This window comes from Sphingobium estronivorans (assembly GCF_008692605.1).
Classification (GTDB): domain Bacteria; phylum Pseudomonadota; class Alphaproteobacteria; order Sphingomonadales; family Sphingomonadaceae; genus Sphingobium; species Sphingobium estronivorans.
Genome location: NZ_LFCT01000029.1, coordinates 26421 through 51288 on the forward strand (window position 1 = coordinate 26421; position 24868 = coordinate 51288).

The following is a 24868-nucleotide window of genomic DNA, read 5'->3' on the forward strand; positions in this document are numbered from 1 at the left end:
TCAGATGGCGAGCATCAGATAAGCGATCATCCCTGCGATTGCGATTAGCGTGATGGAGTAGCTGATGGCACCCGCAAGCGTGATATTCCCGTTCTCGTCGATAGGGGGTGACATTGGCTCGATGCCATCATCGACATACTGGATGATGGGGCCCCCGGGCCGATCCCTTGTCAGGGCATACATGTCCATGTCTATCTTGAGCATTGGTGCCTCCGGGTGCAGACACAATACCGTGCACAAAGATATTTAGCAATATCAGTGTATTAGTATATCGTAGAATTCGATCAGCTTGATCGACGGAAATCGACTTACCTGGTGATGCGTAATCAGTCTAAGGGGCACCGGTGATCGACCTTCAGCCCTTTGCCACCCTTCAGGATTGGGCTGACGTGCGGATTGACATGCGCATCGAATGCGCATGTGGCCGGACCGTGAATATCCCGTCCAATCAGATTCTTGGTCGCTTTCGCTTTGACGGTTCCGTGTCCGAAGCGGCGGACCGGCTCCAATGCAAGCGATGCGGCGAGCGCGGAAAGGCAATCATGGCACCTGTCTATTGGACGAGGCGTTAGCCGTCGCTAGGGGACGGCGAAACGGCCGTATCGGCGTGAATCCCCTTGCGGAGCCTGGTCAGCGCTTTCGAACTGTCCGCTTCTCGTCGGTCTAGCGCCGCGCCGGCCGCATCGGCCAATGCACTCATAACCCCGCGCACCTGGCGGGCGTCGATTGCTTCGGTATGGAAAAGGCCGCGAATGACGGCGCGGATGGCGAGTTCGGTTCCAAGGTCCATGATCTTGTCTCCAGCGAGTCTCGTGAGCGAGAGCATAGCAGCATTGAAGGGGCGCGTTTACAACGCCAGCGATGGCGGTGTACGCAGTAGAGCGCCGATCGTCCATCAGTTGCTTGGACGAATAACAGGGCCGACTTTGCAGTCGGCCCCAGTGCAGAAACTCGGTTAAGCCAAGCTCCTTGGGTCGCAGGGGCACATTCCGAGATTCCAACCGATTCGGCTTGGATAAACTCGACATTAACGACGTTACAACGCTGCATTTCCGGCAGGCTTACCTTGATTTTTACTTGGCAAAGATGGAGCGGGGTCTGTCGTCCAGGAACCGGTCAATGGCAGTGGGGGAAGCGACCGGTTATGCGTCGGCACTCCTCCTGATCTGGTCTCCGTTTCAGATTGATCCGCTGTTCTTGAGGCTGTGACGGAACTTCCCGCGCTGAAATTCCAGACGCAGATTAGGGCCGCAAGTTTCCATTGAACGGGGTCAACCGCTCGATTGCCCCCGTTTGATGGAATGTGACAGTGGCTTTGATCGGCTATGCCCGCGTATCGACCGAAGATCAGGACACGGCCGGCCAACGCCTTGCGCTGGAGCAGCAGGGTTGCGCCCTCATCTTCGAAGACAAGGCCAGCGGGGGAAGCCGGGACCGCCCAAACCTCAGCAGGGCATTGGCAAGGGTAGGGGAGGGCGACACCCTCATTGTCGTGCGGATCGATCGATTGGCGCGCTCGCTCGTCCATCTGTTGGAGATCGTCGAGCAGCTGCGGGCGAAGGGCGCCTATTTTCGCTCGATCAACGACCCGATCGACACTTCGAGCGCCCAAGGTATGCTGATGACCCAGATGCTAGGCGCCTTTGCCGAATTCGAACGCGCCGTTATCCGAGAACGCACGCGGGCAGGGCTTGCCGCGGCGATGGCGAGGGGCGCCAAGCCCGGCAATCCCAAGATGCGCGCGCGCGATCCGGCGGCAATCGCTGATATTGGCTACGCGCACAAAGAGCGCTATCTGCACGCCTTAATCGATGATCGCCACCGTTGGCTGCCGACCGTAGAGCGCCTGCGACCACATCTTCCCTGGTCGATAGTCTTGCGCCAGATCCGCGCGATAAAGCCCCCCGTGCGCTCATTTAGTGAGCGTACGCTGGTGAAAGCCTGCAGGGCCCTGGTCAAAATCGGTTATGCCGACGATGTAATCCTCCAGTCCGCGCCGCGGCTGCCACCGGATACCCGCGTCGCGCGCCTGGTGGCGGACAGGTTGAAGACCTATCCGGAATCGTCTCTGCGCGACCTTGCGGGCTGGCTGAGCAAAGACTTGCGCGAACCTACGCCACGCGGCGGCATACACTGGTCGGCCGAGGGCGTGCGGCGTGTTCTGGAACGGGCGAGGGGGCTTGGGCTTCTCGTAGATCGCGAGGCGTCTTCGGACCCGTGTCTGATCACCTAATGGAGCGCGATAATGTGCCGCGTCTTGTGGGGCGCGGCACAAGGCGCGGCACTTAGAAGCTGAAGTGGTGCGCCGTGCGCTCTGCGGCGACCGGATTGTTCAGTCGGAGTGGAATTTCAAGCCCGTTAGGCCAAAAACGAAGCTCGGGCCTGGCTGTTGCCTGACAGCTTTGGGCGGACCCTATCAAGCAGCCGAGCGGCCTTCAGGCCGCTGCTGGCTTGTGCCGACGAGCAGCTAGGCCAGCAGTCCAACCGGCCCACACTGTGAGCCCACCGACGATCGTCGCGACAGCCAGCACTGGCAGCGAAGGCAGTTTTCCAAGCCCGACAAATACCGTCTGTCAAACGCTGCTCTCCCCAGGGTCTCGACCAGGACGGCCTGGGCGACCATCGCCATGCCGACGATGAAGAACGGCCGCCCGTAACGTGGTGCCGTCGCGTAGAGGCACGCCGCGGCAACAAGCCCCCCAAGCACTGCAGCACGCACAGTCCACGCGAAGTGAGCGGGGTCGAACGACGTGAAAGGCGGGGCCAGATGCCCGAGCAGCCGTTCGATCATGGGCTCGACGAGGGGCAGGGCAGTCGCGAGCATATAGCGGGCGTGCAGCTGCACTTTGCGCCTTTCTTTCAGCGCGAAATAGAAGAAGACCATCAGAAGGATGGGTGTCGCGGCATCCAATATACCCAGGCGCCCGCCGTTGATCTGGTAGAAAGGGTCTGACGGCGTGATGCGCGCCATGCTCAAAAGGACAGCGACGCTCCCCGCGAGAAAAGCGGAAACAGAAACAAACTCACGATCCCGAAAATCCGGTGCGCGCCGCGTCGCTGATGATGAATGGTCCAGCTCTGGAGCGCCAGCAGCAACATCCAGGCGGTGGCCGTTACTCCATGAAGATGAAGTTCTGTCCGCGCGGTCCGCAAAACAGCGAAGTAGGTCGGCCAGAATGCCACGACTGTGGCGAGCACCATTGCCAGGACGAGATAATGGGCGCGGCGAAGCGGCATCCGATGATCCTGACAGACAGTAATTTCGCGGCGCCCCTTCCGTAGGGACCGCGTGGGTCCTTAGCAATTGCGCAATCCGCCGAGCGGCATTTCGTTGGCTGGAACCGGCAACGACTTCCTCGACGACCGAGCGCCCGGATTGGCTGCGAGCGCTGCCGATCACAGGTCAGGCATTGACGACGAAGTTCTGTAAGAAAGTGTGTCCCCCAATCGAAACCGTGACGGGCCCATTGATAAACTCGATCTGAGGCCTAGCTTTGGGATGCGTACCGGGCCCCTCTGGCGAGAATGTCTCGTGATGTCGGACGTATCGAACTCAGGGGCCGTCTCAATCATACTCCCTGAGCTCGATCCATTGTTTGGAAAGAGGAGTATGTTGTGATCTTGTCTTTGCTTGCCTTGGCAACCGCTTCCGCTGCCCCCTTCGCTGATCAGGTTCATCGGACCAGCGTGGATCATCAAGGAAGATTCCTGGATGTGACCTATCGGGCCGATGCCAAGGTATCTACCCGCCAGATCGGCATGTCCGCGGGAACACGACCCACCACGGAACGCTGCCTCTGGGCCGCCCGGGTGGCCGTCGTTCGCGATGTGGCAGGTACCAAGGGCGCATCTTTGAGTCATCGCCTGGATGCCGATCAAATGATCCGGGGCAGCCATTTTGGCAAATGCTCGGAGAATAGGGCGCAGGTTGCGTCATTAATTGCGCGTCGCAGTGATGAGGTGAAAGCTCATCTTTCGGAAGTTGCGCGAGAGGATGCACCTCAGTTGGCGAACGTTATCACCTCAGCCAAGCATTTCGCAGCCAACTAGACGCGGATTATAATAGGTAGCAGGGAGCCCGGCGCGTGGGTCGCGTCGGGGCCCATCTGATGAATATCTGAGTTGTACGCCGTCCGCTGAGCAGCATGACAGCGAAGGCGGCACCGCAGTTTGCATTGCGAAGCGAGCGGGTCGACCTTAGCCCTTCAGGTGCTGCTCGACAGCGTCCGCGCCGTTTCCGACAGCCTTCACGGCCGCTTCCAGCGTTTCCTTGCTGACACCAAACTTGCCGGTCCAGTAATCGACCTCATAATCCTCTCCGAGCGCGATACGCGCCCGGTCCTGGGGCCCGCGAGCGTCCTTGTCGTCTTCCATTGCTCATCTCCTTCGTCGGTGGCCTAGGTCCGCAACGCCGGGGGGACGATGCGGTTGCCGCGATCGGTGAGACGCGGGGCGTCGCTCCGCGAGCCGAGTCCGCGGCGCGCTGGAACGAGTCCGCCGCTCACGCACTTTGGTCTCCATGAAAAACAATGGCCCTCCATCATGGCGCGCGTGAGCTCAGCGCCAGGGAAAGCGGCTTCAACCGGCCGCGCGCCGCCTTTCCGCCCTGTGCAACTCGCAACGCTGGTCGACACCGTTCCCACCGGCAACCGCTGGCTGCACGAGATGAAGTATGACGGCTACCGTGTGCTGCTGAGCGTCGGCGGGGGCGAGGCCGTTGCCTATACCCGCTCGGGACTCGACTGGTCGGAGAAGTTTAGCGGACTGGTTGTCGACGCCCTGAAGCTGAAGGTCTCCTCCGCGCTCATCGACGGCGAGGCGGTCGTGCTCGATGCCGGCGGCCGCTCGAGTTTCCAGGCTTTGCAAAACGCGCTCAAAGGGGCGCCGGCTTCGATCGATTATTTCGCGTTCGACCTGCTGGAGCTCGACGGCGAGGATCTAACCCAGCTGCCGCTCACCGAGCGCAAGGCGAAGCTCGCGAAGATCCTGCCCAAGGGCAAGTCGCGGTTGCGCTATTCGGATCACATTGCCGGCAATGGCGAGAAGTTGCTCAACCAGTTCTGCGCGGCGGGCCTCGAAGGGGTCATCTCGAAGCGGGCCGACGGCCGCTATGTCGGCTCGCGATCGGGCGGCTGGCTGAAGACCAAATGCATCAAGCGGCAGGAGTTCGTCGTGGTCGGCTGGACCCCTTCAGACAAGTCGCGGTTATTCCGATCGCTGATCCTGGGTGTCCACGAGGACGGCGTCCTGCGCTATGCCGGCAAGGTCGGCACCGGCTTCGATACCCAGGAGATTATCGACCTGATGGCGGTGATGGCGCCGCTCGAGCAGGAAGCGCCGGCCGTCAAGGCGCCGCGCGCAGAGGTGCGCGGCGCGCACTGGCTGCGGCCCAAGCTGGTCGCAGAAATCGCGTTTACCGAAATGACAAACGAAGGGACCCTCCGGCATCCGTCCTTTCTGGGCCTACGCGAAGACAAGAAGTCCGAGGCTGTGGTCGTCGAGACCGAGGCGCCGGTTGGGGCGGTGGCGGCCGAGACGTCGTCGATCAAGATCACCAACCGCGACCGTGTCATTTTTCCCGAGGGGAAGCTTACCAAGGGTCAACTGGCCGACTATTATTCGCAGGCCGCCCCGATCATGCTGCCCTGGATCGGGTCTCGGCCGATCAGCCTCGTGCGCTGCCCGCAAGGCCGGGCCAAGAAATGCTTCTTCCAGAAGCATGACGCGGGCAGTTTTGGCGACGCTGTCCGGCATGTCGCCATTCGCGAGAAGGACGGGCATAAAGAGCCCTATCTCTATGTCGATACCGCGGACGGCCTGCTCACCTGCGTACAGATGGGCACGATCGAGTTCCATGGCTGGGGCGCCAGGATCGAGGATGTCGAGAAGGCCGACAGGCTGGTCTTCGATCTTGATCCCGACGAGGGTCTGGATTTCGAGAATGTGCGCAGCGCCGCCTTCCACTTTCGCGAGATCCTGCAGTCGATCGGGCTTGAGACCTTCCCGATGGTGACCGGCGGCAAGGGCGTCCATGTGATCGCGCCACTGGTCCCGCAAGCGGAGTGGCCGGAGGTGAAAGATTTTGCGCATCGGCTGGCCCAGGCGGTTGCCCAGAGCGACCCTGAGCATTTCACGGCCGCCCTGCCGAAAGCGCAGCGCAAGGGCCGCATCTTTGTCGACTATCTTCGCAACCAGCGCGGTGCGACGGCGGTCATGCCCTATGGGGTCCGCGCGCGCGAAAGCGCGCCGGTCGCCGTACCCATCACATGGAAGGAAATGGAGACGATCGACAAGCCCTCGCACTGGACCATTCGGGATGGCACCGAACTGGTGAAGCGGGCCGGCTCCAAGGCGCTCAGCGGTTGGGGCCGCGCCGACCAGACCCTGCCTGACCTGTGAAGATCGCCACCTATAATGTGAACGGCGTCAATGGCCGGCTGCCGGTGCTGCTGCGCTGGCTTGAGGAAGCGCAGCCTGATGTGGTCGTGCTCCAGGAATTGAAGGCGCCGCAGGAGAAGTTTCCGGAAAGTGCGATCCGCGATCTTGGCTTTGATGTCATCTGGCACGGCCAGAAGTCGTGGAACGGCGTTGCGCTGCTCAGCCGCGTCGGCGAAATCCACGAGACGCGGCGGGGGCTTCCGGGCGACCCCGACCCGAGCCAGAGCCGCTATATCGAGGCGGCGGTCAACGGCATCCTGATCGGCGGGCTTTATTTGCCCAACGGCAATCCGCGGCCCGGCCCCAAATTCGACTACAAGCTGCGCTGGTTCGACCGGCTGGTCGAGCACGCGGCTGGGTTGCTGGAGAGCGGACTGCCGGTGATGCTGGCGGGCGACTTCAATGTCATGCCGACCGATCTCGACGTCTACAAGCCGGAGCGCTGGCTCGACGACGCGCTGTTCGCACCCGAAGTAAGGGCGGCCTATTTCCGGCTGCTGGATCAGGGCTGGACCGACGCGCTGCGCACGCTGCACCCGGGCGAGGTCATCTACACCTTCTGGGACTATTTCCGGAACGCCTATGGCCGCAATGCGGGCCTGCGCATCGATCACCTGCTGCTCAGCCCCGCGCTTGCCGACCGGCTGCTCGATGCTCAGGTCGATCGCCATGTGCGGGGCTGGGAAAAGACCAGCGACCATGCCCCGGTCTGGATCGAACTGGTCGACAAGCCAAAGCGCAAGCGAGTCCCCAAGGCGAAAATATGATGGAGATCGAAAGCTTCCTGCTCGGCGAGAATGACTGGGTGCCGAACAATGCGCGGTTGCCGGTTGTCATCTATCGCGCCGCGCTGGACGGCGAGGGCGAAGACCTGGCCGGCCGGTTCGAGGCCTTGTTCGAGGACCATGGTTGGCCGCCGGATTGGCGCGACGGCATATTCGACTATCACCACTATCATTCGACCGCGCACGAGGTTTTGGGTGTGTTCGCAGGGAAGGCGAGCCACGAGCTTGGCGGGCCAGACGGGCACAAGGTGTCCGTCGCAGCCGGCGATGCGCTCATGCTGCCGGTACCGGCCACCGCGCGATTCATGCGAGCCAGGATTTCGAGGTTGTCGGCGCCTATCCACGGGGACAGGGCTGGGACATCTGCCGCGAAGCGCCCGACGATGCGGCACGCGCGCGGATGGAGGCGCTTCCCGATCCGAAGTATGACCCCGTTACCGGCGAGACGGGGGCAAGGATTGGCGCCTGATCATGACAGGCGCATAGGAGGATCGAGTCTTGCTCTTGGACAGTGCGAACCAGAGTCCGGCCTGGGTGGGGAACGCGAACCCGTGCTGGACGCTTCAGCGGTTATGAAAACACAAGAGGATGGGCCGGCTGACACCGGCGAGGCAGGAACGATCGTCGATGCGCAGGAAGCCGCGGAAAATGCGGGTCTCGTCTACGTAACCGACGACAGCCCGGGAATCGTCCGCCAGCCCTACCGCGGCAAGTTTCGATATCGCGATGCCCGGGGCAACGTCGTGACGGACGAAAAAACTCTGAAGCGAATTGCTTCGCTCGCCATCCCCCCGGCCTATACCGATGTCTGGATCTGCCCCAAGGCAAACGGGCACATCCAGGCGACCGGCCGTGACGCAAAGGGCCGCAAGCAGTATCGTTACCATCCGCGTTTCCGCGAGGTACGCGACAGCACCAAGTACGAGCACATGTTGGACTTCGCAAAGGCCCTTCCTGGCGTGCGCGAGCGCATCGATGCCGATCTCAAGAAGCGCGGGCTACCGCGTGAGAAGGTCCTGGCCGCCGTCGTGCATCTGCTCGAGACCACGATGATCCGCATCGGCAACGCGGATTATGCCAAGCAGAACAAGAGTTATGGCCTCACGACCCTCCAAGACCGCCATGTCGCGATTGAGGGCGCTGAGCTCCGATTCAATTTCAAGGGCAAGAGCGGAAAGCAGTGGCGGCTGAAGCTGAAGGATCGGCGCATCGCGAAGATCGTCAAGGCCAGCCAGGATCTGCCCGGACAGCATCTGTTCCAATATGTGGGCGAAGACGGCGCGCAGTACGAAGTCACCTCGAACGATATCAACGCTTATCTTCGGGAGATCTCCGGGACGTACATCACCGCCAAGGATTTCCGCACCTGGAATGGCACGGTGCTCGCCGCCCTGGCGCTTTCCGAATATGAAAAAGTCGACAGCCAGGCTGCGGCGAAACGGAATGTCCGGACCGCAATCGAAGCCGTCGCTTCGCGGCTGGGCAATACGCCCACCGTGTGCCGCAAGTGCTACATTCATCCCGAAGTCTTCGAAAGCTACCTGAGTGACGAATTGGTCCTGGAGGCGCGGGACGCCGTCGAGAAGGAGCTTCGGGAAGACTTGTCCCGGCTCCGTCCGGAAGAAGCTGTCGTGCTGGCGTTCCTCCAGCGTCGGCTCGCCGAAAAGGCAAAGGTTCCGGCCCTGTAGCCATATGATGAATGGCGGGGCGATGGCCCGTCTCGATCTTTCCGTGAGTCCTGAAGGTCCCTCGCACAGATGCTCAGCGTCGGTTGCTTCAGCCGTTCACGATCGTGCCGCCATCGGGATGGAGGACTTGGCCCGACATGTAGCTGGAGTCCTCGCAGGCTAGGAACAGGAAGGCCGGAGCGACCTCATTGGGCTGTCCGGGCCGACCCATCGGGGTGTTTTCGCCAAAATGCTCGAGCTTCTCCGGGCTGGCGCCGCCGCAAGGGTTGAGCGGGGTCCAGATCGGTCCCGGCGCCACTGCGTTGACGCGAATGCCGTCGCTGACGAGGTTCTCGGACAGCGAGCGGGTGAAGGCGGTGATGGCGCCCTTGGTTGAACTGTAGTCGAGCAGCTCCTTTGAACCCTGGTACATGGTGACCGAGGTGCAGTTGATGATGGCCGCGCCCTCCTTGAGATGCGGCCGCGCCGCCTGTACGAGGAAAAACATCCCGAAGATGTTGGTCTGGAACGTGCGCCGTAGCTGTTCCTCGGTAATGTCGGTAATGTCGGTGATGTCCTTGTCGGGATGCTGCTCGCCGGCATTGTTGACCAGGATGTCGATTTTGCCGAACGCGCCGAGCGTCTCGGCGACGATCCGCTCCGAAGTTTCCTTTTCTCCGATATCACCCTGAATGGTGATCGCCTGGCGGCCTTCAGCCTCGACGATGCGCTTCGTCTCGGCGGCGTCGTCATCTTCGCACAGATAAGCGATCGCGATGTCGGCGCCTTCCCGGGCATAGAGAGCCGCCACCGCCCGGCCGATCCCGCTGTCAGCACCGGTTATGATCGCGACCTTGCCCGCGAGGCGATCGGAACCCTTGTAGCGCGGTTGCCACTCTGGCCGCGGATCGAGACCGCTCTCGTGACCCGGAAGCGCATCTTCGTGAATCATCCCCTGGGTATCGCTCATGGACATCTCCTTCTCACAAGAGAACTCGCCCACCGCGGATCGGTTCTTCGCCTTGGCGACGGAGCGAAACATTAGGGAGCGTCACAAAACTGGGGGCGGAGCGGGCGAGATTGACGCGCTTGGACTTAATCTGAGCATTTCGTTGATGTGAGCGACCCTCAAGGAGATAACGGCCTGCGCGCCGGCCTTGGACCATCGCATCTGTTGCGACTTGTTCATGCGCTTGTTGATCAGGCTGTTGGCCAAACTCTCGGTCTGCGATGTTCCGATCGGCAAACCCGCGCGGTGGCGGGCGGCATAATCGACAATATAGGCGGATTGGCCGTTGATATAATCGCGCAGACGCCCGACGCCGTTGAGCAAACTGGCGACCTTCGGACTCAGCCTCACGCGCGATTTGACGGATCGCAGGCGCCAGGCGAGACGTTCAATTTGTGACAGTGCCTTGAGCCCTGGCTGCAATTGGCCATGCCAAAGACGCCAATTCACCTGATCCAACGTGGCGGCGATTTTGGTTTTGAGGGTCAGTTCGGATCGTCGACCGGGCCGGATGCCTCTGGCAATGATCCTCAAATTCTGAAGTTTACGCGCTATGTGCTCCCAGTCGAGCATAGGCCGCTCTCCGATCCCGCACGCCTTCAGCAGTCCGCGCAACAGCTTGTCGCCATCAGTGAAACAGGTCATCTGCGTGCCGTCGGTCCGGCCGATGCTTTTCAGGCATGCCGTCAGATATTTGGGCGGGTCGGTCTGGCTGCCAAACACGTGTCCAATGATCTGCTGCCCGTTATTGTCAGAGCGGAGATTGCCGATCAGCACCGCATGATGTCGTCCGAAGGCCCGATCGTGACTGCGCAGAAAGGCGGTGTCGAGGCAAAGATTGATGTGATCGCAGGACCGACCATCGCTATCCCTTTGCGGCATGGCCGCGGCGGCTCCCTCTGACAGGGTAGCACGCCTGACCCGTTCAGGATTGCATCCACAGGCGAGCGGGAACAACTCAGCCAAGAAACGGGCAGCATAACGATAGCTCATCCATGCACCTAGCCGGGCCAGGATTCTCTCCGGGCTTCCTTCGGACGCTTCAGCATCGTCGGCTAAAAGGTGGACATAGTCGCGATTATGACGGGCCAGCAGGCGCGGGATTCTGACCCTCACATCCCCAAACAGTGTCTGAAGGCGCCGTGAGCGATAATCCTTCAGGCGGATCTCCTCATTCGCGCGACATAGTACCAGCGCCTTTTCACGCAGCTTTGCTTCGTCAAGCTCCGCAAGTCCAGCCTGAACCGCCGCGACGATGGCGTGCGCCTCGTTCAGCGGAAGGGCAAATTCCTGCAGCGCTTGGGGCACACGTCGATCAGACCAGGCATAAACGGGTATCCGCTGACGACCGACGACCAGTTCGAGACCGACTTCCATTTTCCTGCTCCCGCCGTTGCGACGACGAAAATCAGTATACCAGATGCTTGTCCCTCGCGTCGCTCACCCCCAGTTTTGTGACGCTCCCGGCACTTTTTGCTTCTTGGTTCCGTGGACCTCATTTCGATTGCAGAGATTCTTGCCTCCAGATGACCTCGGCCTTGTAGAGGCCGTGCGGAGCAGCGCCTGCGGGTGTGGATGGCTGCTCCAGGGCATGCAGGACGAAGCCTGCCGCCGTTGAAGAGCAGACTTTCGATTCCACGATCGGGCGAGGATGAGCGTCTATCGAGGCAACATAGACGAAGCTCGCCCAGGTATGAACGCACGTAAAGTCGACAATCTATAACGCAATAGGTCCGCTGGCGTGAAACTCGCGGTTGACCTTGTCGAGTGGGCGTGGCGCCTGGGGGGTCATCGCGCCACTGCAGACGACTTAAAACTTTAATAGGTCTGCGATCAGATGTCATCAGTATGTGAAAATGTAGTCAATTGAGCAAGGCGAGACTGCAGTCGAATGGCGAGCGAATTCCTGACTGGCTTACCTACTTTAATCTTACGCCACGTGTTGTAGCTAATCCCAAATCTGTCACTCAACGCTTCGTCTGTTTGACCAGTAAGAAGTCGCTCCATATCACGAACAACAGATTCACGAATTACAACTTGACCTTTCATAGTATATTTCACTCATTATTTAGTGACGAGACATATAAGAATGATCTTGCGAGAACATCCACGAACTAAGATTTCGATCCACCGAGCTTCGAGGAGCAGCTATGGATCAAGATGGTATGTGAAGTGAGCGTTCGGTGTGGTGACCTTCGACTGCCTTCGTGCGCGGGGGTAGGCCCGGTGATTGTCATTTTAGAAAACCGCCCTCCGGATCATCGAAAATTGAACCCCGGAGCTGCTTGCGTACCTTTCGCTTCATGAGTGACCAAGTCGCCTGCTTTCCCAGGTAATCAAGGGGCCAAGCGGGCCACCGCTGCGGCTTGCGATTGACGATCCAAAAATCGGTCAGGTCACTATGGCGACCGGCGAGCATGTCTGCGACGGTCTGCCCATGTAAATGGCTGATGGCGAGCCCATGGCCCCAACAACCACCGATGTAGATCACGCGCTCGTCACCGACATTCGTGAGGTGAGGCACCAGGTCGCGCGTCCCGGACATGTGCCCCCCCCAATTATGTGCCAGTCTGACATCTTTCAGCGCAGGAAAGATAGCCTTCAAGTGAGCAAGCGACACCTGACCCCCCTTGGCGCTGACGGTTGGCTCCATTTCGATTCGCGTCGGATAGCCGCCATAATAGATAAAGTAGAACTGGATCCGCTTGTCCGCAGTGGGTGCCATATAGTGGAACAGATCGAGTGAGCTTTCGATCGCATTGCCCTGTTTCCATCCGATCGACGCCCATTGTTCGTCGGACAAGCGCTCAGTCACTGCGCCGCGCGCGAAAACCGGAGCTTGATACCGGTCGAGCTCCCTGCCGAGTGGTCCTTGTAGCTGGTGGGTGAATGCATTGGTCGCCAGTACGACCTTGCTCGCCAAGATCGTTCCCCCCGGCGTCGTTACCCGTACCCCGCCGGGCGTCCGCTCCAGATGAGTCGCTGGCGTGTTTTCATACACTGCAACCCCCGCTGCCTCCGCAATCCGCTTTAGTTCACGCACTTGTTTGCAGGGATTCAGCAGACCTAGATCGGTGTCGGCGATTGCGGCCTTAAAATGGGTATTTCCGTTGTAACTGGCCTGCACTTGACGGGCATCAAGCCAGGTTATCGTATCAACGCCGACCTTTTGGTAAGCGGAGTACAGATCGTGAAGATCATCGACCCATCTATCATCAAAAGCAACACGCATCAGTCCCGGAGAACGATAGTCACTGTCCAGACCATTTTGTTCGATAACCTGGCGAGTGTAAGCAGTCGCGCGACGACAATATGCGAAGGCCGCCGCAGACCGTTCCATACCGTATTTCTTGTGGATGGCCAACTGACTCATTCCAAATTGCGGCATGATCCAGCCCGCCGCTCGACCGCTGGCGCCGAAGCCTATAATTTCGCTTTCTATCAGGACCACCGAGCCCAGACCGCCCTTGGCGCAGTGCCAGGCCGATGAAAGTCCCGCGATGCCGCCGCCTATCACGAGAATGTCGCATCGCACGTCGGCATCCAGGTCCGGATTCGCGGCGTAACTTCCATAATCGCGTATCCAGAAGGACTTGCCGGCGTGCGGGGGCGACGAGGGCTTCAATTGCTCATCTGTGCCCGACGCCGGGTGCGGCAGATCGTGGCCAGAACCGGGAGTTTGATTGTGCATCCTTACCTACTCCAACTATCAAGCCGGGCCGACATCATATTTGCGCAAGCCATGGTTCAGGAGGCAACAGGCACCCGTGCCGCATCGCTCGGCCGTCGCGCCGCGAATATCGCAATCATCGCAAACGCAGCTGCGGCCGGGAAGGGCGCGACGAGGAGGACGATGTTCAGCGAGCCTTTCGCGACCAACATCGCACCGATGGCGGGGCCTATAGCCTGCGCAGCGACGTTCATGATATAGATCATGCGGGTGAACTTTTCATCCGGATCGTTGTCCGCAACGAGTGACATATAATAGGTCAAGCCCAGGCCCCAGGCGGACAGGTAGGCTGCGAATGCTATCGTATAAGAGAAGACTGTCGTGGAGTCGTGCAGTGCCCAAATGGCGCCGGAGAACAATAGGGTAGTCAAGGCGATCCACTTAAGGCGGCCTCCTGCCACGCCGACAATTGTCGGGATCAAGACGGCTACTATCGACAAGATGTAGCTGAACGCGGCGGCATTCGCCACCTCGGCCGAAGTAAGGCCATTGGTGAGGCCGACCCTTTCCGTAAAGCCGGAAACTATGTTTGCCCCAACGGCAAAGAGTAGCAAGCCCACCAGCGCGATCTTTCCGAACGCTATGGTGTCAAGCCGGGTGCCTTCCCTATCAGAGATCCCTGGATCACCGGTGCCGCCGCGCAGGTCGGCGGGAAGCAGAAGCGACAGAAGCACAGCGGCGCCAATCCAGAGCGCGCCCGATGAAAGGGCTGCCCCATGGCCAATATCCGCACGTAAGGCATCAAGCAGCCAGATTGCGGCGGCCGACAGCAACAGCGAGATGGCCATCCCGGCGCCGAACGCGCGATCCGGAACGGTCGCTCGAGCCATGATGCATGCACATATGGTCGTCAAAAGCACCACGCTCAATCCCGACGCAAACCGGATCAGGCAGAGCATCAAGTAACTGTCCGCCAAACCAGTCACCGCATTAGCGATCGTGGCCACGATTGAAGCGCCCAATATGAGCGACCGCCACGGCGCGCGTGGCATCAGGATGAAGCCTAGCATGGCGCCCACGACGCCGCCGGCCTGGTCAATCGTTTGAACGAAGCCCGCTTGGCTCAGGCTGATGCGCAACGAATCGACGTACATGCCCACGAAGAATGGCGCCACATCGATCAGAATGAGTGATAGAGCATAGAGGGTACACGCGATCGCCAACGTAGTTCGAGGATGTTCACCAAGTCCGCTCTTCACGCTCTATTCTCCTGATGGCAGCCTGTTCGCAGAGTGAGATCGTCCTATGATGCCCTCGACGCAGAAAGATCGCAGGCTGGGAAGCTTATCACACGCTACGAGGCTCACAAGAATAATTCGTCAATCGAATATTTATCAGTTCATCGGGTCAAGCGCAGCCCGGGAAAAGGACCCCAAGCTTAGCGCTGAGGTGCGTAGGTTACGAACAAGCGTCGCCGAGGTTGATGGAGATACCCAGCCAGCGTCGATTGGTCATGCTGCCCACCGACGGCAGCATAACGCATCAGCCGTCTCTGCGCGGGCGACGATTTCGAACGCCCTGTGCGTCAGCGCTGGATCGCCAGGATGCCGTTACAATTAGCATCTTTCTACACCAAAACGCATGAGAAGGTGCAGCGATTGCGGTCGCCGCACCTTGGAGGTTGTCAGGGATGGTCTTTAAGAATGGCAGCGAAACGCGACGGACGGTAGCGACGAAGCCAAAGCGCGAAGCCGATGCCGACGACCATCGCAACTGGAATACCAATAGGGATCCGATTGACGACAGGATTACTATTACCGCTGAGATACTCGAAGTTTTCAAAGGCAAAGTATAGCGCGCCCAGCAGGCCGATAAACGCCAGTGCGGGTGCGATCACGTGCTGCCAGAGCTTACGTTGCGGATGGTCCCGGAAGTAGGAGATGACCGCAAGGCTGGTCAGCGCCTGCATGAACATGACGCCAGCCGCGGCGAAGCCGAGCGCCACCAGTCCAAGTCCCAGCATCGGGTGCAGGCCAAGATATGCGGCTCCAACGATGACTATGAGCGAGATGCCCGATACGGTCAGACTGGCCATGGTCGGTGAACCATGAACGGGATGCGCACGGCCGAGCACGAGCGGAAGGCAACCTTGGCGGCCAAGCACAAACATGTAGCGGGCAGCCACGTTGTGCATCGACAATACGGTAGCGAACATGCTGGTGATGACCGCGACCTGCATGATCGTGGTGAATCCGCCGCTGATGAATTTGTCGCTGAGCTTGAAGTAGATGAGGCCGACGTCGGACTCCGGTATGCCCTTGATGTTATCAGGTCCCACCCCGCCAACGGTGATCCACGACGTCACGAAATAGAAGACACCAATGGCGCCGATTGCGAGATAGGTCGCCCGCGCAACAGACTTTTGTGGAGACTTGGCCTCCTCCGAAAAAAGTGCCGCGGATTCGATTCCGAAGTAGCATGTAAAGGCGAGCAGGATCGCGACGCCCGGCGCACCACTGGCGAGGCCACCGATATCCAATGACTGTATTGGAAATGCGCTTGTGCCGAGCTTGTCGACAAGGGCGGCATCGAAGAACAGCAGGAGAATGAATTCGATTAGGATTACGATCAGCACGGCGCGAGCGCTGAAATCAATCTTGCGCAGACCGAATAAGCCGACGATGACCCAAGCTGTCAAGGAATAGGTTACCCAGTGCAAGTCATAGCCCAGCAAAGTCTGCACCGTGGTATGCATGATAAAACCCAGGTAACTGAAGCCGCCAGGCACAAACATCGTGTAGGAAACCACGGCCACGCACGCCGCGCCCATACCCACCACTGATCCCAGACCGCGCGCGATATAGGCATAGAAGGCGCCACCCACCAAAACCTCGCGGCTGATCGCCGAATAGCCTACCGCGAATAGCGCTGTAACCACCGTGGCGATGACGAAGGCCAGCGGCAGGGCAGTCCCGCTGCCGAACACAAGCGCAACCGGCAGAACACCGATCACGCAGGCTAGAGGCGCGACCGCAGCAATGACAAATACGGCTAGCCTGAATGTGCTGAGCGTGCGCGGCAACGCAACGGGCTCGGCTCCACGGGGAGGAGGGACGGCTATTGATGCAGTGTCAACTATGGTTTGTGTCATCCCAATCTCCCGAAATTCTTTTCGTCTCGCATGGCACCGGATGGTTGACGGTGACCGTTGGCAATAGAGCGCAAGTGCCGCGACCATAATTATTCATCTGCATAAATGCAATCGCCAAACTTGAACCTGTAACATGCGTGGAAAAGGAAGCGCGAATGGACGTTCCTGGCTAACTTTGTTCGCCGATGCGGTCTGCCAGGAACTGGCCTGATTTAATAAGAATAGCCCCGGTCTTGCGCCTTCACGAAGGTGCAAGCCGGGGCAAAGTTATGCGATACCAGGAACACTGGTGGGGAACATAAAGCTATTTTCCGAAGTCACCAGCCTGCCACATTTCGCGCACTACGCGCCAACCGAGCGGCGAACGCTTCAGCACGAAGAGCTGACGGATCGTCTCTTCCTTTTTGGTCTTGGGGGTCGGCTTGCATTTCAGCACGGCGAATACCGAAGCAAGGTCGCCCGATGCCACAAGCGAGTCTTGCACACTAAATTCGCAGCCCTTGTTTCCATTCGGACCCAGATAAGCGAACCAATCGTCAAGCGCGGTGACGGCATCTTTGATACCGCGCCTGGGAACGGCATCCCCTTCACCCGTGATGATCACGTCTTCAGCATAGAAGCGCTTGACCAACTCGGTGGTCGACAGACCATCCCGATTTGCTTTGTCCTGACTAGCGAAGAACGCGCGGAGTCCTTCCGTGATTTCCGCGTCCGAATTAGTAGTGCCCATGTCATGCGCCATGGCGCCGACTGGTGTGAGGCAAAGGGCGGATAATAGGGTCAAGCCCGCTTTGAAGTTGAGAGCCATAAGATCTCCCCGATGATGATTGGTGGATACAGTAGTTATTAGGCGATCGGATAATAATGCCGGTTGTGCCTTTGTCAACGTGTCACCATCCTGCACAGGGGCCAAAAATCTCTTCTAACCCGCAGGGCGCTTCATGGTGAAGGCGGCTGTCGAGCCGATCTCAAAATAGTCGGCGGCATAGCCGGCCCTCAACACGATCCCGGCAGAAGCGGTGTCGAACAGCCCGTCGCGCAGAAGCGTGCGATCGATGTGTACGCCGACGATCTCGCCAAGGGTCAACCAGGCCGAGGTAGGGCTACCCGCGGCATCGGTCAGCCCCCTGATGTCGATCAGGCGGCACTCCAAAGCCACCGGGGTTTCCGCAACGCGCGGGCAGTCGATGATCGTGCAATCGGCCGACTTAAGGCCCGCCTCTTCAAATTCATCGATGCCCGGTGGCGCGGGTCGCGAGCTGATGTTCATCGCCTCGGCATGGCGCCGCGTGACGAGGTTGCAGGCGAAAACCCCCGTTTCGCGGATGTTGGCCAATGAGTCCTTCTCGCCGATGCTCGAGAAGCCAATGATCGGCGGCTTGTCACAGAGCATCGAGAAGAAGCTGTACGGCGCAAGATTGGCTACTCCCGCAGCCGATCGGCTCGATATCCAGCCGATCGGCCGGGGGCCAAGGATGGCGCGCAACGGATCCCGGGTCAGGCCATGTCCGGCACGAGGTTCGTAGAAATGCGTGTCGTGCATGTGCTGGTCCGTTTCGTCGGATTAGATGGGTCGCCGGTGTTGCGCGCAGTCCGACGCGCAAATCCGCTCCGGTCGGGACTTGGCCCAACGGGAGCGGAATGGCTCGCCCTATTTCGAGCCGGTGCTCGCCAGATAAGCGACCACGGCCTTTCGATCGGAACCCTTGGCCAGGCCTCCGAACGCCATGGCGGTGCCCGGATAAGCCTCCATCGGGTTCTTCAGGAAAGTGTCAAGCTTCTCGGGCGTCCAATCCCCCTCAGCCTTTGCCAAAGCCTGGGAGTATGGATAGCCCGCCGCGCCACCGATCTTGCGGCCAAGCACCCCGGCGAGGGTGGGACCGGCCGGAGACGGCGCCCCCGCCTCTGCGGAGTGGCAAACGGCGCAATTGCTGAAAACCTTTTTCCCGGCCTCGACCTCCGCAGGATTGCTCGCCAGGGCGGAATAGTCCGCCGAGGCGGCCGGTGCGGAGGCGGTGTTTCCATCCTGCTTGTTTCCGTCGGCCGTCGGGTTCGAGCATGCAGCGAGCGCGCCGAGGCACAACGTCGCGCATGCCGTCAAACGGCGGTACCTCAACAACCGGTTGATCATTGTTCGTTTCCCTTCTCGAGCAACTGCGTCACCTCACGGCACGCACGAATACCACTTTCGACAGCGCCGTCGATATAGGCGTGCCAGCCGTCCGCCGTCCCGGAACCTGCGAAGAACATGCGGCCTTCCGGCTTCGCCATGTCCTTATACTTCTTGAACCATCCCGCCCGGTAGGCAGGCCACGCCTGCTTGGAAAACGGGTCCTTGACCCAGTTATAGGGTGCGATGTCGGTGATCTCCGCGGTCGGATGGATCTTGCGCAGTTCGGCGTTGACGGCGTCCTGGTCGTTGATGTCGAGGAGGGATTGGCGGCCAAGGGTCGCCTTCAGGATCGTACCCACCTTGTCGTCAGACTCCTCGGTCTGGATGGCGTTCAGGGGATTGGGATCGTCGCAGAAGGCGAAGGTGTTGCCGATATTCTGCTTGATGCGCATATACATCGTCGCGCCGTCGCAGATGTCCCCGTTCTTGATGAATGCGCGCTTCTCTGCGGAGAGGCCCGGCTTGAATTCTATGTCCGGATAGACCTGGGTCGGCAACGTGAAAAGCACCGCTTTCGCCTCGACCGTCTGTCCATCGGCAGTACGCAGCGTGACGCCTGTCGCGGTGGTCTCCACCTGCTTGACTACGGTGCCGAGCCTGACGTCGGCCTTGCTGTCGTCGAGGATCGCTTTCGCGAGTGCGGCAGTGCCGCCATTGGCGATGTGCCAGTGCTTTTCGGAGTCGGTGAACGTGTACGGATCCCAGGCCGCGAGGGCGGCCAGCTTCACGAAGCTCATGGCGCTGAACGTGTTCGTGGGGGATCCCGCGTAGAGCACCAGCTCCGCGTTCAGCGACGCGCGCTGGATAGGGTCAAGGTCGAGCTTTGCCATCCTCGCGGCGGCCGAAATCTCGTCCAGCTTGGCAACCTCCGGGTTGGCGAAGGGCGAGAAGGGTTGCGGGAAAAGGGTCCTGGCGCCTTCGCAGAACTTCTTGAACGCGTCGTCGTAGCCAGCGTCAAAACGTGCCGGTGGCACATCGTGCACCTTGCCATCGGCAGTCATCACATAGGCCTTGTCCAGGTTGCGCAGCGGCACTTCCTGGAAGCCGAAGCCGTAACGCTGCATCTCGGCGAAGACATGCGGCTGTAACCAGTGCACCGACGAGCCGCCCAATTCGATCTGGCGACCAAGGAATTTACTTGTGAAGGTACGGCCACCAATGCGCGGACGCGCTTCGAGGACCACTACTCGCCAACCCTGGGCAGCCAGTTCGCGGGCGGCGGTGACACCGGCGTAACCAGCACCAACGACCACGACGTCGTAGGGACCTTCGTCCTTGCCGTCACGCGCTTCCCGGTTCGGGTTTTCCTTGGCGCAGCTGATCAGCGCGATTGAGCCCGCAGCCGCGGCGCCGAATTTCATCAGCGATCGCCGATCCAAGTGTCGATCGTCCATTGGCTCGTCATTGTCCTGATGCGTAGTCATGCTGCTCCTCTTTGGCTTCCGGTGCCGCTATCGCGAATGCTATCCTGCGGCATTGATCACTTGCAATCGGGTGTATTCGTACACCCCCTCAATCCCGCCTTCCGAACCAAGACCGGACTGCTTTACGCCCCCAAACGGGATATCGGGATGGATGGCGATGTGCTGGTTGATCCAAACGCTGCCCGCCGTGATGCCGCGAGCAAGCTGCCGCGCGCGATCAATGTCCCGTGTCCAGATGGAGGCGCCCAATCCAAAAGCGCCCTCGTTGGCACGCGCGATCGCGTCCGCCTCATCCGTAAAGCGCAGTAGCGGCACGACGGGGCCGAATTGTTCGTCGGTAACCAGCGGAGCCTGATCGTCGAGATCGGCAATGATGGTCGGTTCGATGAAAAAGCCTGGTCGATTGGCGACGTGGCCGCCGGTCAGTACCGTGCCGGATGCTGCCGCCTCTTCGATCATGCCCCGCACCTTGTCGAACTGCATGCGGTTCTGAACAGGCCCGAGCGTTACGCCGTCCTCGTCGCCAGCCCCCATCCTGATTTCGCGTGTGGCGGTCACGAACCGCTCCCTGAAATCATCATATATCTGGTCGGCGACATAGAGGCGCTTGGGCGCTGCGCATACCTGGCCGGCATTGAGGAAGGCGGTGGCAGCGAGGCCCCGGGCCGCCGCCTCGACATTAGCATCCGCCAGCACGATGGCGGGATCGTTGCCGCCTAGTTCGAGAGTAACGCGCTTCATATCGTCCGCAGCGCTTCTCAGAACGGCCTTGCCGGTGTTCGTGGAGCCGGTGAACGAAACCTTGGCGATGTCCGGATGCCCGGCCAGGCGCGCACCAAGGTCGTTGTTGTCAGCAACGATATTGAACACGCCACGGGGGAAAATCTCGGCGCCCAGACGGCCCAGTTCCAGGGTTGTCAGAGGCGTGGTCGCCGCAGGTTTGAGGACGATCGTGTTTCCGGTAATGAGAGCGGGCGCATATTTGTTGCTCGCCAGGATCATCGGGAAATTCCACGGCGTAATGCCGGCCACGACGCCAAGCGGGCGGCGCTCGACCTCATAATCGCCCGTGGGGTGGGTTCGCGTCTCGGCCTTCAGCTCGACATTCGCATAGAAACGGATGCCGCGGATCGTTGCCTCGACCTCGAAACGGGCTTCGCCATAGGGTTTGCCCTGCTCCCTGATAAGGAGGTGCGTAAAGCTATCCGTCTCGTTTTCGAGGCGCTGCGCGAACTCCAGCAGGCACGCACGGCGCGTTTCCCAAGGTGCCGCCGCCCATGCCGGGAACGCACGCGCCGCAGATGCGACCGCTTCGTCGATCTGCGCCTCATCGGCGGCGTGGGCCTGGGCGAACGGTTCGCCCGTCGAAGGATCTATGACCGGGATGATGCGCGCACCATCCACCAGCTGACCATCTATGAGCATTTTGTAGGCGTTCATTGCGGCTCCTGTCCTCTCGATAGTAAGTCCAACAAGTGGTCTTTATGATCTTCGGCCTGATTTTGCGGAAGCCGACCCGCTTTCTCCATGCTAATCGTGTCGGGTGGATCGATTGCTAAGATGCCGCGAACCGCCCGAACCTATAAGGTGACGGATCTATTATGGGGTCGGCGCCCGTTATCAGGTCGGCCGCCAGTTCACCCGCTGCGGGCGAGGTTCCGAAGCCATGACCTGAAAAGCCCGTGCAGACGGTCAGCCCGGGGATGCTGCTCACGTGATCGATGACTGGCGTTGAGTCCGGGGTGACATCCACGGTTCCTGCCCACGTCTGGACGATTTCGGCCTGCTCGAATACGGGCCAGGCTGCGCTCAGAGCAGCGAAAGCTTCACCGATTGCGCGTTGATCGATCGCCGGATCTTTTGTTCGGACTCGCTCAAAGGGTGAACGGGCATCAGGTTTCCAGCGGCGAGGAAGGGCCAGATCCTGAAAGAATTCGCGCCCGATCGACACTCGAAGATACCGCCCTTGGGTCTTCAGAGAGGAAATATATCGTTGCCCGATCAAGAGATGATCAAGCGTGATCGGCGCCTTTACGGCACTGCGCTGGGTTACGATAAAGCCGTCATCCGCATGCTTCCGAAAGGAAAAGTCCGGCCCCCCCACGGCAATCTCGGTAGGCCCCTCCATCGGAGCGGTGCGGGCGACGGACACCGTGAGCGGCAAAGTCGGAAGATCGACGCCCAGATTACCCAGGAAGCGCCGCGACCACAGGCCGCCCGCCAGCAAAACGGCATCGCTGCGGATCTCGCCATGCTCTGTCATTGCACCCGTGACACGACCGCCAGAAAGGACGAGCGAGCGCACCGCACAGTTTTCGAGTATGATCGCCCCCTTGGCGCGTGCGGCGCGCGCGATCGCGTAGGCGGCTAGCGAGGGCTCGGCACGCCCGTCCGACGGCGTATAGATGCCCCCAGCCCAGTCGCCGCGTCCGCCAGGAACGAGGTGATCGATATCCCGCGGGGTGAGCAGACGAGAATCCAGATCGCACTGCTCGACGGATTGTAGCCATTTTTCGTGGACATGCATTTCCGCCTCGCTTTTAGCGAGAAAGAGAATGCCGGCCTGCCGATAGCCTACATCGGAACCGACCCGCTCTGCCAATCCAGCCCAAAGCCGGTCTGAAGCGGCAGCCAGCGGCACGTCGGCCGGAGCGCGACTGGTCTTGCGAATCCAGCCCTGGTTACGGGACGACTGCTCCCCCGCTACCGACCCCTTTTCCAGGACAACCACCTGAACACCGCGCTCGCTGAGCGTGAGCGCCGCTGTCAGCCCAACGATCCCACCCCCGATAATGACCACGGAAGCGGATCGCGGAAGCCTGTCGCTAGTTGTTATGGATGCGGTTGGCGATTCCACCTGGCTATCCTTCATACATATATATACCCGCCGCCGATGGAGCGACGACGACGTGGGTCAGATCGACAGTCGTCGGGTTTCCACCTTACCCTTCGAAGCGCCCCGGAATGCGGTCACTTCGATCTCGACCTTGTACACGTTCGAACTAAGTGGAGGACACGTCAATGTCATCGCCGGATCGACGCCGCGGAAACGTTCCCCTACCTTGGCCATGACCGCTGGTACGTCGGCCGGGTCCTGGATGAAAATGCGGGACGCAACCACGTCGCCAAGGCTTGCTCCGACCTCGCCAAGCGCGCGCTCGATGTTGGCTATCACCTGTTCGGTCTGTTGGGTGACATCGTCCGGTATCTCCTGCGTTTGAGGATTGCGGCCCGCGGTGTTGGAAACGAATATCAAGTTATCGACCGCTACCAGTCGCGAATAGCTCGCCAGATCCTCATATCTTGAGCCGGTCTTGAGTTTTACGACGTTAACCATTTGTCCTCCGACTAAGTAGCGCGGCCGATCTGGCCGAATACGGATTATGCATCAGCGCAGAACGGGCGTTTCCCAAAGGTTCAGGGATTGCCCGATGTTGCGTTCGATGGCGTTTCGATAGACGATCGTGCCCCAGGCGACGTCCTCAACCGGCATTCCGCCCACCGACATGATGATGATCTCCTCATCATTCGTCCGGCCCGGGGCCTCTCCAGCGACGATGCGACCCAAATCCTCGAGGTCCTCTTTGGCCATCCGGCCTTCGGCGATCATGTCCATGAACTTTACGCCAATGACGGGCACCACATTGTGCGCAGGCTTTGGCAACTCTTCAAACCAGGCTTCATAGAGACCAGTATTGTCCACGACCTTACGGACTTCCGGAGCTTCCATGTCACTGTCGATCTCACAGCTGGATGGCATAGCCAGGAAAGCGCCGGGCTTGACCCATTCACGTTTGACAAGAGGATAGGTCGATGGGTCGCCGGACAGGCCGGTGTTGCAGTAGGTGACGATGTCGGATTCGCGAACCGCCGCCTCGATCGTATCGACCACCTCGATGTTCGCGATCTGGGGCATGTCGGATTTGAGCCAGGCGAGGAAGCTATCGATACTGGATTTGCCGCGCCCTTTGATCTTGATCGTGTCGATGTCGGGACAAACGGCGCACAGAGCCATGAGCGTGGTCTTGCCCATGACGCCGGGGCCGACAAGGCCGACCACTTTGGAGTCCCGACGCGCCAGATGGCGAGCCCCGACGCCCGGAATGGCGCCGGTCCTGTACGCTGACAGGAGATTGGCGGACATGAAGGCAAGAGGCGCACCCGTGTCTGCGTCATTGAGCACGAACATCAGGATAGACCGCGGCAGGCCTTTCTCACGATTTTCAACGTTCGATCCATACCATTTGACGCCGGCTGTACGGAAGCGACCGCCAAGATAGGCGGGCATGGCCATGAAGCGGCGGTCGGCAGTCGCCTTCGGCATGTCGGGGAAAGGAGACTCCTTTGGAAACAACACCATTGCGCCATGGGAGTCATTATTGGCACCCGCCATGCGATAGTCGCCGTGCCACAAGAGCCCGAACATCTCCTCCATCGTATCGACGCAGGTCGGCATGTCGGTCACACCCGCTGCGATCATGTCGCTCTCGGATAAATAAACAAAATCTATCTTTGCCGGGCTGGCCATTGAATCTTCTCTCCAGAATATTC

Annotated in this window: 23 protein-coding genes and 1 pseudogene; 5 read left to right on the plus strand and 19 right to left on the minus strand. The window is 60.0% G+C overall.

Annotation, left to right across the window (positions count from 1 at the left end; genetic code table 11):
- Positions 1–204 carry a hypothetical protein gene (locus F7P65_RS18530; protein WP_150294396.1) on the minus strand — a complete coding sequence of 68 codons (204 nt, stop codon included), beginning with the start codon at positions 202–204 and terminating at the stop codon, positions 1–3.
- Positions 205–568: 364 nt separating this feature from the next.
- The gene (locus F7P65_RS18535; protein ID WP_150294398.1) at positions 569–790 is read right to left on the minus strand and encodes a hypothetical protein; all 222 of its coding nucleotides are present in this window, start codon (positions 788–790) and stop codon (positions 569–571) included.
- 519 nt (positions 791–1309) lie between these two features.
- Between F7P65_RS18535 and F7P65_RS18540 the strand changes: the two genes are divergently transcribed.
- A complete protein-coding gene (locus F7P65_RS18540) occupies positions 1310–2233 on the plus strand; it encodes a recombinase family protein (protein ID WP_150294400.1) in 924 nt (307 codons plus the stop codon).
- A 234-nt stretch (positions 2234–2467) separates the two neighbouring features.
- Here the strand turns inward: F7P65_RS18540 and F7P65_RS18545 are convergent, their stop codons facing one another.
- On the minus strand, positions 2468–2971 hold the full coding sequence (locus tag F7P65_RS18545) for a hypothetical protein (RefSeq protein ID WP_150294402.1): 504 nt from the start codon (positions 2969–2971) through the stop codon (positions 2468–2470).
- 2 nt (positions 2972–2973) lie between these two features.
- Positions 2974–3237, minus strand: coding sequence for a hypothetical protein (locus F7P65_RS18550; protein WP_150294404.1), 264 nt, complete (start codon positions 3235–3237; stop codon positions 2974–2976).
- Positions 3238–3621: 384 nt separating this feature from the next.
- Between F7P65_RS18550 and F7P65_RS18555 the strand changes: the two genes are divergently transcribed.
- Entirely contained in the window at positions 3622–4050 is a 429-nt protein-coding gene (locus F7P65_RS18555; protein WP_240334388.1) for a hypothetical protein, read from the plus strand.
- A 147-nt stretch (positions 4051–4197) separates the two neighbouring features.
- Here F7P65_RS18555 and F7P65_RS18560 read toward each other — a convergent pair whose 3' ends face one another.
- Complete coding sequence (locus F7P65_RS18560; RefSeq protein ID WP_150294406.1) at positions 4198–4374, minus strand: DUF3606 domain-containing protein; 177 nt, start codon at positions 4372–4374, stop codon at positions 4198–4200.
- Between the two features lie 48 nt (positions 4375–4422).
- Between F7P65_RS18560 and ligD the strand changes: the two genes are divergently transcribed.
- The 3 genes from ligD to F7P65_RS18580 are packed head-to-tail and all read left to right on the plus strand — an operon-like array spanning position 4423 to position 8911.
- A complete protein-coding gene (ligD, locus tag F7P65_RS18565; protein ID WP_150294408.1) occupies positions 4423–6399 on the plus strand; it encodes a DNA ligase D in 1977 nt (658 codons plus the stop codon).
- Positions 6396–7205 (plus strand): exodeoxyribonuclease III, encoded by an 810-nt coding sequence (gene xth / locus F7P65_RS18570; RefSeq protein WP_025547084.1) that lies wholly within the window; start codon positions 6396–6398, stop codon positions 7203–7205. The genes ligD and xth overlap by 4 nt, the downstream gene beginning before the upstream one ends.
- Positions 7202–8911, plus strand: coding sequence for a hypothetical protein (locus tag F7P65_RS18580; protein ID WP_240334389.1), 1710 nt, complete (start codon positions 7202–7204; stop codon positions 8909–8911). The genes xth and F7P65_RS18580 overlap by 4 nt, the downstream gene beginning before the upstream one ends.
- 88 nt (positions 8912–8999) lie before the next feature.
- Here F7P65_RS18580 and F7P65_RS18585 read toward each other — a convergent pair whose 3' ends face one another.
- The 14 genes and pseudogenes from F7P65_RS18585 to F7P65_RS18650 form a co-directional block, all read right to left on the minus strand.
- A complete protein-coding gene (locus tag F7P65_RS18585; protein WP_025547086.1) occupies positions 9000–9860 on the minus strand; it encodes an SDR family oxidoreductase in 861 nt (286 codons plus the stop codon).
- A gap of 81 nt (positions 9861–9941) precedes the next feature.
- The gene (locus F7P65_RS18590) at positions 9942–11276 is read right to left on the minus strand and encodes a hypothetical protein (RefSeq protein ID WP_025547088.1); all 1335 of its coding nucleotides are present in this window, start codon (positions 11274–11276) and stop codon (positions 9942–9944) included.
- A 133-nt stretch (positions 11277–11409) separates the two neighbouring features.
- A pseudogene (locus tag F7P65_RS22440) lies at positions 11410–11685 on the minus strand (IS3 family transposase); the annotation flags it as partial.
- A 447-nt stretch (positions 11686–12132) separates the two neighbouring features.
- Entirely contained in the window at positions 12133–13590 is a 1458-nt protein-coding gene (locus F7P65_RS18600; RefSeq protein WP_128830666.1) for an NAD(P)/FAD-dependent oxidoreductase, read from the minus strand.
- Positions 13591–13646: 56 nt separating this feature from the next.
- The gene (locus F7P65_RS18605) at positions 13647–14828 is read right to left on the minus strand and encodes a YbfB/YjiJ family MFS transporter (protein ID WP_150294410.1); all 1182 of its coding nucleotides are present in this window, start codon (positions 14826–14828) and stop codon (positions 13647–13649) included.
- 425 nt (positions 14829–15253) lie between these two features.
- Entirely contained in the window at positions 15254–16720 is a 1467-nt protein-coding gene (locus tag F7P65_RS18610; protein WP_162854704.1) for an APC family permease, read from the minus strand.
- A gap of 304 nt (positions 16721–17024) precedes the next feature.
- Complete coding sequence (locus F7P65_RS18615; protein ID WP_128830669.1) at positions 17025–17528, minus strand: hypothetical protein; 504 nt, start codon at positions 17526–17528, stop codon at positions 17025–17027.
- 114 nt (positions 17529–17642) lie between these two features.
- A complete protein-coding gene (locus tag F7P65_RS18620; protein ID WP_150294412.1) occupies positions 17643–18263 on the minus strand; it encodes a flavin reductase family protein in 621 nt (206 codons plus the stop codon).
- A gap of 108 nt (positions 18264–18371) precedes the next feature.
- On the minus strand, positions 18372–18851 hold the full coding sequence (locus tag F7P65_RS18625) for a c-type cytochrome (protein ID WP_025547097.1): 480 nt from the start codon (positions 18849–18851) through the stop codon (positions 18372–18374).
- Positions 18848–20317, minus strand: a complete 1470-nt coding sequence (gene ndpB / locus F7P65_RS18630) for a (S)-6-hydroxynicotine oxidase NdpB (RefSeq protein ID WP_128830670.1) — start codon at positions 20315–20317, stop codon at positions 18848–18850. Before ndpB ends, F7P65_RS18625 begins: the two co-directional genes overlap by 4 nt.
- Positions 20318–20356: 39 nt before the next feature.
- On the minus strand, positions 20357–21757 hold the full coding sequence (locus F7P65_RS18635) for an aldehyde dehydrogenase family protein (protein ID WP_150294414.1): 1401 nt from the start codon (positions 21755–21757) through the stop codon (positions 20357–20359).
- A 115-nt stretch (positions 21758–21872) separates the two neighbouring features.
- Complete coding sequence (locus F7P65_RS18640) at positions 21873–23189, minus strand: NAD(P)/FAD-dependent oxidoreductase (protein ID WP_025547102.1); 1317 nt, start codon at positions 23187–23189, stop codon at positions 21873–21875.
- Between the two features lie 42 nt (positions 23190–23231).
- A complete protein-coding gene (locus F7P65_RS18645; RefSeq protein ID WP_017181810.1) occupies positions 23232–23654 on the minus strand; it encodes a RidA family protein in 423 nt (140 codons plus the stop codon).
- A 51-nt stretch (positions 23655–23705) separates the two neighbouring features.
- A complete protein-coding gene (locus F7P65_RS18650; protein ID WP_025547105.1) occupies positions 23706–24845 on the minus strand; it encodes an ornithine cyclodeaminase family protein in 1140 nt (379 codons plus the stop codon).
- Between the last annotated feature and the right edge of the window lie 23 nt (positions 24846–24868).

Coding starts and splice junctions, on each gene's coding strand:
- F7P65_RS18530 (WP_150294396.1), bottom strand. CDS start 204: ATGCTCAAGATAGACATGGACATGTATGCCCTGACAAGGGATCGGCCC.
- F7P65_RS18535 (WP_150294398.1), bottom strand. CDS start 790: ATGGACCTTGGAACCGAACTCGCCATCCGCGCCGTCATTCGCGGCCTT.
- F7P65_RS18545 (WP_150294402.1), bottom strand. CDS start 2,971: ATGGCGCGCATCACGCCGTCAGACCCTTTCTACCAGATCAACGGCGGG.
- F7P65_RS18550 (WP_150294404.1), bottom strand. CDS start 3,237: ATGCCGCTTCGCCGCGCCCATTATCTCGTCCTGGCAATGGTGCTCGCC.
- F7P65_RS18560 (WP_150294406.1), bottom strand. CDS start 4,374: ATGGAAGACGACAAGGACGCTCGCGGGCCCCAGGACCGGGCGCGTATC.
- ligD (WP_150294408.1), top strand. CDS start 4,423: ATGCGGTTGCCGCGATCGGTGAGACGCGGGGCGTCGCTCCGCGAGCCG.
- F7P65_RS18580 (WP_240334389.1), top strand. CDS start 7,202: ATGATGGAGATCGAAAGCTTCCTGCTCGGCGAGAATGACTGGGTGCCG.
- F7P65_RS18585 (WP_025547086.1), bottom strand. CDS start 9,860: ATGAGCGATACCCAGGGGATGATTCACGAAGATGCGCTTCCGGGTCAC.
- F7P65_RS18590 (WP_025547088.1), bottom strand. CDS start 11,276: ATGGAAGTCGGTCTCGAACTGGTCGTCGGTCGTCAGCGGATACCCGTT.
- F7P65_RS18600 (WP_128830666.1), bottom strand. CDS start 13,590: ATGCACAATCAAACTCCCGGTTCTGGCCACGATCTGCCGCACCCGGCG.
- F7P65_RS18610 (WP_162854704.1), bottom strand. CDS start 16,720: ATGACACAAACCATAGTTGACACTGCATCAATAGCCGTCCCTCCTCCC.
- F7P65_RS18615 (WP_128830669.1), bottom strand. CDS start 17,528: ATGGCTCTCAACTTCAAAGCGGGCTTGACCCTATTATCCGCCCTTTGC.
- F7P65_RS18620 (WP_150294412.1), bottom strand. CDS start 18,263: ATGCACGACACGCATTTCTACGAACCTCGTGCCGGACATGGCCTGACC.
- F7P65_RS18625 (WP_025547097.1), bottom strand. CDS start 18,851: ATGATCAACCGGTTGTTGAGGTACCGCCGTTTGACGGCATGCGCGACG.
- ndpB (WP_128830670.1), bottom strand. CDS start 20,317: ATGACTACGCATCAGGACAATGACGAGCCAATGGACGATCGACACTTG.
- F7P65_RS18635 (WP_150294414.1), bottom strand. CDS start 21,757: ATGAACGCCTACAAAATGCTCATAGATGGTCAGCTGGTGGATGGTGCG.
- F7P65_RS18640 (WP_025547102.1), bottom strand. CDS start 23,189: ATGAAGGATAGCCAGGTGGAATCGCCAACCGCATCCATAACAACTAGC.
- F7P65_RS18645 (WP_017181810.1), bottom strand. CDS start 23,654: ATGGTTAACGTCGTAAAACTCAAGACCGGCTCAAGATATGAGGATCTG.
- F7P65_RS18650 (WP_025547105.1), bottom strand. CDS start 24,845: ATGGCCAGCCCGGCAAAGATAGATTTTGTTTATTTATCCGAGAGCGAC.